The sequence below is a fragment of the Hohaiivirga grylli genome, from assembly GCF_039655745.1.
Classification (GTDB): domain Bacteria; phylum Pseudomonadota; class Alphaproteobacteria; order Rhizobiales; family Beijerinckiaceae; genus Hohaiivirga; species Hohaiivirga grylli.
Genome location: NZ_JBBYXI010000015.1, coordinates 1 through 4,876 on the forward strand (window position 1 = coordinate 1; position 4,876 = coordinate 4,876).

Genomic DNA, 4,876 nt, shown 5'->3' on the forward strand with positions numbered 1-4,876 from the left:
ATGACAAGGGCGATGCCTTTGATATGACGGTTGGGGGAAGTGCTGGTGGCCTGCAGGAAAACGCGTGGTCATGGAACACGGTGCAGAATGGTGGAGGAGGCAATAACTCTTCTTCCAATAAAAAACCATCGAATGAGAGCAAGAAATCCTCAAACGATAGCAACCAGCAGACAGGTCTGCCAAATGGCCCATGGGTTGGTGGCTCAGTCTCGGGGCATGACCGCGAGCAGGATACCAATGCGACAGTTGGTGAAGGCACCATCACAATCCGCAACAAAGATCAGCAGACTCAGGATGTTGCAGCCCTGAATCGTGACCTCTCACAGGCACAGGTCATTACCAAGGATGAAAGCTACGGTGTCGAGTTCTATGCCTCGAATAGCGGGCTGAATGCGATTACGAATCCAGTCGCTTATATGAACCGAATTAATGAGAATTTTGCGCAACAGTTTGATCAGCTCGCCGCACTTGGGAATAATACGGCTGCTCAAATGAGAGAAGCAGTTCGTAATGGTAGCTTTAATGAAGAGAATCTTAGAGATTTAGAACGTTGTGTAGGTGGTGGAACAACAGGATTTAATATTCTTGAGTTCTTTTCAACTACTGCTCATGCTTCCGTACCTTGTTATGTAAACATTGGTGGGAAGTTGGTTCCTATTGGAACAGGAAAAGATGATCAGGATTGTGTCAGGATTGGCCGTGAGTACTTAGCTCAACGGGCTAATGGTGAAAGAGAAATTGCTGCCGCATTAGCTTATGGCTCAGCTAAAGGTAATGCGTACTCACAAGCCGATCTTGCTGGTCAGATGAATGTTTATAATACAGTTAGTGGAAGGCAATCTGCATTATATAATGCTTGGACAGTGTTGACAGGTAGCGGTGGTCCGGCAGTTGGTACTGTTGATAGCTCTGGAAATTTTGTTCCACTCAGAGATACGAATGGAAACTATACCTATTTAGGTTATGGCGGAACACCAGTTGTTGTTGATGATGCTTCACGAGCACAAGCTTGGGTTACATTAGGAGGTGCTGCGCTTGGGCAATTAGCTACTTATGCAGGTGGTGTTTATTATTTAGGGCAAGCCAGCAAATTAGCTCAGGTGGGTGAATTTGGAACTGTTTCGGGTACTGCAACTGGAAGTTTTGCGGAGACGCAGTGGGGAGCTTGGAATGCCTCTGCTACCAAAAAAGATCCTTGGTCTTTTACAGGATTACCAGGAGAAAGACCCACTATTGGTGCTCCAAATTCAGTTTACCTAAGACCTGCGCAAAACGGAAATATAGTACAAAGTACCATTTTTGATGGAAATGGGCTGCCTGTTGGCCATATTGACTGGAAAGATATGACAGTTCATACATTCCCGCCCGGACAACCTGCTGTAGGGCATGGGGCCGGTGCGCCACACTATAATACAACGGACGTTCCTGCTTGGGGTCCTATCTGCCTTCGAACGCAAATCCAGTTAGTAGAAAGTAAAATTCATGATTCTATGTAACCCAAATACATGGCCTAGGTTATTAAAAAGATTCAAGAATTTTGATGACTCAAATATTGAAGAGCTAAATATTAAATGGGCAAGAGATTCCACTTTTGAAATTAACTTAACTTTAATATCGTTCGATTTGGATATGAATGTTTGGAAAAGAGTTTTCTTTAAACTGATTGGGGCCGAGTTCATCAATTTTCAATATGATAAGGATAAAGATTATCCTAATGTTGATCAGGAGATTGCTATAGAATGGGATGAAAAAGGCGCCATATTAAATCTAGGTGGCGCTATTAATTATCCAGATAATATTTTAAAAATAAATTCTAATATGATTTTTCGAGCAAAGGAGATTTACTTAATCTTTGATTCTGTCGCATTTGGGACTGACGATACAGTTTGAGACGGTTGTTGCAGTTTCACTTTGCGGGAATGAGCATTTCAAACTGCTGTTTGAGATTTAAAAGCGCACTTCGGGCGTAATCCGCCTGTCCTCGCCGCATCATCTCGATTGTTTCAATTCCGTTGAAAATAATGTTTGCGCTGGTGTTGGATTTGAAGCCAAGCATAGGTTTGATACGCCTTTTAATACAGCGGTGACTTTGTTCAATTCGGTTGTTCAGATATTTGCCTGTATGAATCTTAATAGGTGAAATCAGCTTCCCATTTTCATTTCTGAGCCGATGTTCATTATCAATTGCGACAAGAGCCGTATGATTAGCCTGATAGCGATCAAGCGTAATACTCTCCGGTCTGTCATTTCGCTCAAAAGCTTTCTTGAAGAATAATCTCGCTGCCCGGATGTTACGCTTCTCAGAGAACAAAAACTCAACGGTCAGTCCGTAGTTGTCGATTGCGCGATAAAGATACATCCAGCGCTTGCCAACTTTGATGTAAGTTTCATCGACAAACCAGTTTTTACCTGCCGCTATTTTATGCCTGTTAAATGCCTTCGCAATCACAGGCGCATATCTGATAATCCAGCGATGAATAGTTGCGTGGTCAACCGATATCCCACGCTCCTGCATCATCTCCTCAAGGTTCCGGAGTGACAGGCAATAAGCCAGATACCAGCGGACACAGAGCAAAATGACAGATGCCGGAAAACGTCGATATTTGAACATTGCAACTCGTGATGGAGAAAATTAAACTCCTCATGTTATGAAATGATGTTGCTGATCAATTAATGCGACAGAACCTATTGGATGAATTGCAGGAGGGAGAGTTTATGAGGCTAAGGCAAGTTGAAGTTTATGCATATAATGCAGAAAATGATTCTGTATATGAGAAATTTTGTTTGTCAAAAGAGTTATCTGCTTGGCTCTCTTTAATATTATTTTGGAGCAAGCTAAACCATGATTGCGGAACTCTTTTTTCAGAATTTGATAGTGAATTTATACACTCAAAAGATACTATAAATAAGATAATTTTTTTTATTAATAATGAGATTGAAAATTTAAAATCTCAAAAAGAATTTAACTTTAAAATAAATTCCGGCATTGATAATAAGGAAAATAATGTTTCTAGGGAAAAAATATTACTTGATTTAAATATTTTCAAAAAATTCCTTATGACTAATATAGTTTATGATACATTTATGTTTGAATTATAAAATTGGGTTCTGTCGCAGCTGAACCAACTTGGATTACTTTATTTTACCGGAATAAGTATTTCAAACTGCTGTTTCAGGTTTAAGGCACACTTCTGGCGTAATTCGCCTGCCCCTGCCGTATCATCTGGATTGTCTATCCCATGCTCCTGCATTATCTCCTCAAGATTGTGAAGTGACAAACAATAAGCTAGATGCCATTGCACAAAGAGTAAAATAGCAGATGGTGGGAAGCGTCGATATTTGAACACTGCAACTCATGATGGGGAAAATTAAACTCCACGTGTTATGAGTGTGTAATGTTGCTCGTCAATTAATGCGACAGTACCTTTCTACTCCTACGATTCCTAACCCTAATAAGTTTAGAAAATAAAGGGATTTTTGATGAAAAAGGGAAGAATTAATGTTGATTTTAATGAAATGATTGAAGAAGGGTTAGTTCTCTTATCCAAGACTGATGTAAAAGTAGATTCAAGCGGAAAAGAGATAAAGTTTTTTGAAGGGATGATAGTCCATATTTATGAGCAAGATTTCGATCTAGATGGAAATATAGATAATTTAATCGCGGATGGAGAGGTGGTTCTTAATAAGACGGGAATTCCTTGGACATTAAATGCTAAATGGTGCTGTAAGATAGATTCCAAAGGGATACGACATGAAAGTGATGAGTAGTGTTGTCCCGTCCAGACGTCCAAACCGGATTGAGTGATAGTTGAAGCGGGATTCTGTCGCATTTAAAATCCCGACACCACTGAACCAATTTTCTTGCCTCACTTTAATACGACAGAATCCCTTGGTAGGCTTATTATGATAGAAAATATTTGGTCGTTCCCATTTAAATCTTCATGATTAAGAGATTACAATGAACTCGAAGCTTTCAGTTTTAATTGCGTTAAAGATCATAAATCAGAGTGATGAAGATAATGCATTATATCTGTCTTTTGAAGGTGGATATCGTTTATGTATAGAAAGTAAATATTTTCTCTTGAAAGATAATTTTTACTTTAAAGGTAATATTATCGGAAATAATTTTGTAAGAATTATAGAATTAAAAGATAAAACTGAATTTTTATTACAAAATGATATTAAATTAATAATTGATATGTCTGATTGTGGCTATAATACGCCAGAGGCTGTTATTTTAGGTTATCCTGATGGGTCTATCATAGTTTGGAATTGAATATATTTTAAATTTTTCTATCCTATTTAAAGCTGATAGGGTTCTGTCGCATTTAAAGTTATAGGCGCATTTGAATCGGTTTTGAAAGTTTCATTTTACCGGAATGAGCATTTCAAACTGCTGTTTGAGGTTTAAGGGCACACTTCGGGCGTAATCCACCTGTCCCTGCCGCATCATCTGGATTGTTTCAATTCCGTTGAGAATAATGTTGGTGTCCCGTCCAAGCGTCCAAACCGGATTGAGTAGAAGTTGAGGCGGTGATTTTGATTTGATTATCTGCCCGATGAGATTGTCGGGCGGGTGAGTTTGGAGCTTTTGCCTGCTCGTTTTTAGTGTTTCATCATTTCAATCCTCTCCTTTCCCTGATTTCAGATAAATTGACCCGCCCATCCTTTGGACGGTGTAATGTTTCTCAATTTCTAACTTACGCTTTTCTGTTTCTTCATCGTCGATGAACAAATCCGGTGAGCAGCCCCTCCCATGCGGAGAACCAGATAATCGGCTGTGACCTCTGGTTGTAAATATTAATCCCGTGCCATGCTTCATGAGGTGTCAGGCCATCAAGGTTCTGATGCGGCCGGATGGTGTTGTACCAGAACT

At 39.8% G+C, this 4,876-nt stretch carries 6 protein-coding genes; 5 read left to right on the forward strand and 1 reads right to left on the reverse strand.

The window, feature by feature from the left end; genetic code table 11:
- Together WJT86_RS12190 and WJT86_RS12195 are read left to right on the forward strand one after the other, a co-directional pair.
- The coding region (locus tag WJT86_RS12190; protein ID WP_346337860.1) for a hypothetical protein at positions 1-1,496 on the forward strand (1,496 nt) is incomplete at its 5' end.
- Entirely contained in the window at positions 1,483-1,890 is a 408-nt protein-coding gene (locus WJT86_RS12195) for a hypothetical protein (protein WP_346337862.1), read from the forward strand. The genes WJT86_RS12190 and WJT86_RS12195, both read left to right, overlap by 14 nt.
- 16 nt (positions 1,891-1,906) lie before the next feature.
- Here WJT86_RS12195 and WJT86_RS12200 read toward each other — a convergent pair whose 3' ends face one another.
- The gene (locus WJT86_RS12200; protein WP_346337864.1) at positions 1,907-2,611 is read right to left on the reverse strand and encodes an IS6 family transposase; all 705 of its coding nucleotides are present in this window, start codon (positions 2,609-2,611) and stop codon (positions 1,907-1,909) included.
- 77 nt (positions 2,612-2,688) lie between these two features.
- Between WJT86_RS12200 and WJT86_RS12205 the strand changes: the two genes are divergently transcribed.
- The 3 genes from WJT86_RS12205 to WJT86_RS12220 all read left to right on the forward strand — a co-directional run bounded on the left by WJT86_RS12205 (position 2,689) and on the right by WJT86_RS12220 (position 4,276).
- Positions 2,689-3,099 (forward strand): hypothetical protein, encoded by a 411-nt coding sequence (locus tag WJT86_RS12205; protein ID WP_346337866.1) that lies wholly within the window; start codon positions 2,689-2,691, stop codon positions 3,097-3,099.
- Between the two features lie 381 nt (positions 3,100-3,480).
- Positions 3,481-3,768: a hypothetical protein gene (locus WJT86_RS12215; RefSeq protein WP_346337868.1), complete on the forward strand. Its 288-nt coding sequence runs from the start codon at positions 3,481-3,483 to the stop codon at positions 3,766-3,768.
- Between the two features lie 190 nt (positions 3,769-3,958).
- The gene (locus tag WJT86_RS12220) at positions 3,959-4,276 is read left to right on the forward strand and encodes a hypothetical protein (RefSeq protein ID WP_346337870.1); all 318 of its coding nucleotides are present in this window, start codon (positions 3,959-3,961) and stop codon (positions 4,274-4,276) included.
- The last annotated feature ends 600 nt before the right edge of the window (positions 4,277-4,876 follow it).

What these genes read in the sequence shown, in the direction of transcription:
- WJT86_RS12195 (WP_346337862.1), top strand. Translation starts at nt 1,483, where the DNA reads ATGATTCTATGTAACCCAAATACATGGCCTAGGTTATTAAAAAGATTC.
- WJT86_RS12200 (WP_346337864.1), bottom strand. Translation starts at nt 2,611, where the DNA reads ATGTTCAAATATCGACGTTTTCCGGCATCTGTCATTTTGCTCTGTGTC.
- WJT86_RS12215 (WP_346337868.1), top strand. Translation starts at nt 3,481, where the DNA reads ATGAAAAAGGGAAGAATTAATGTTGATTTTAATGAAATGATTGAAGAA.
- WJT86_RS12220 (WP_346337870.1), top strand. Translation starts at nt 3,959, where the DNA reads ATGAACTCGAAGCTTTCAGTTTTAATTGCGTTAAAGATCATAAATCAG.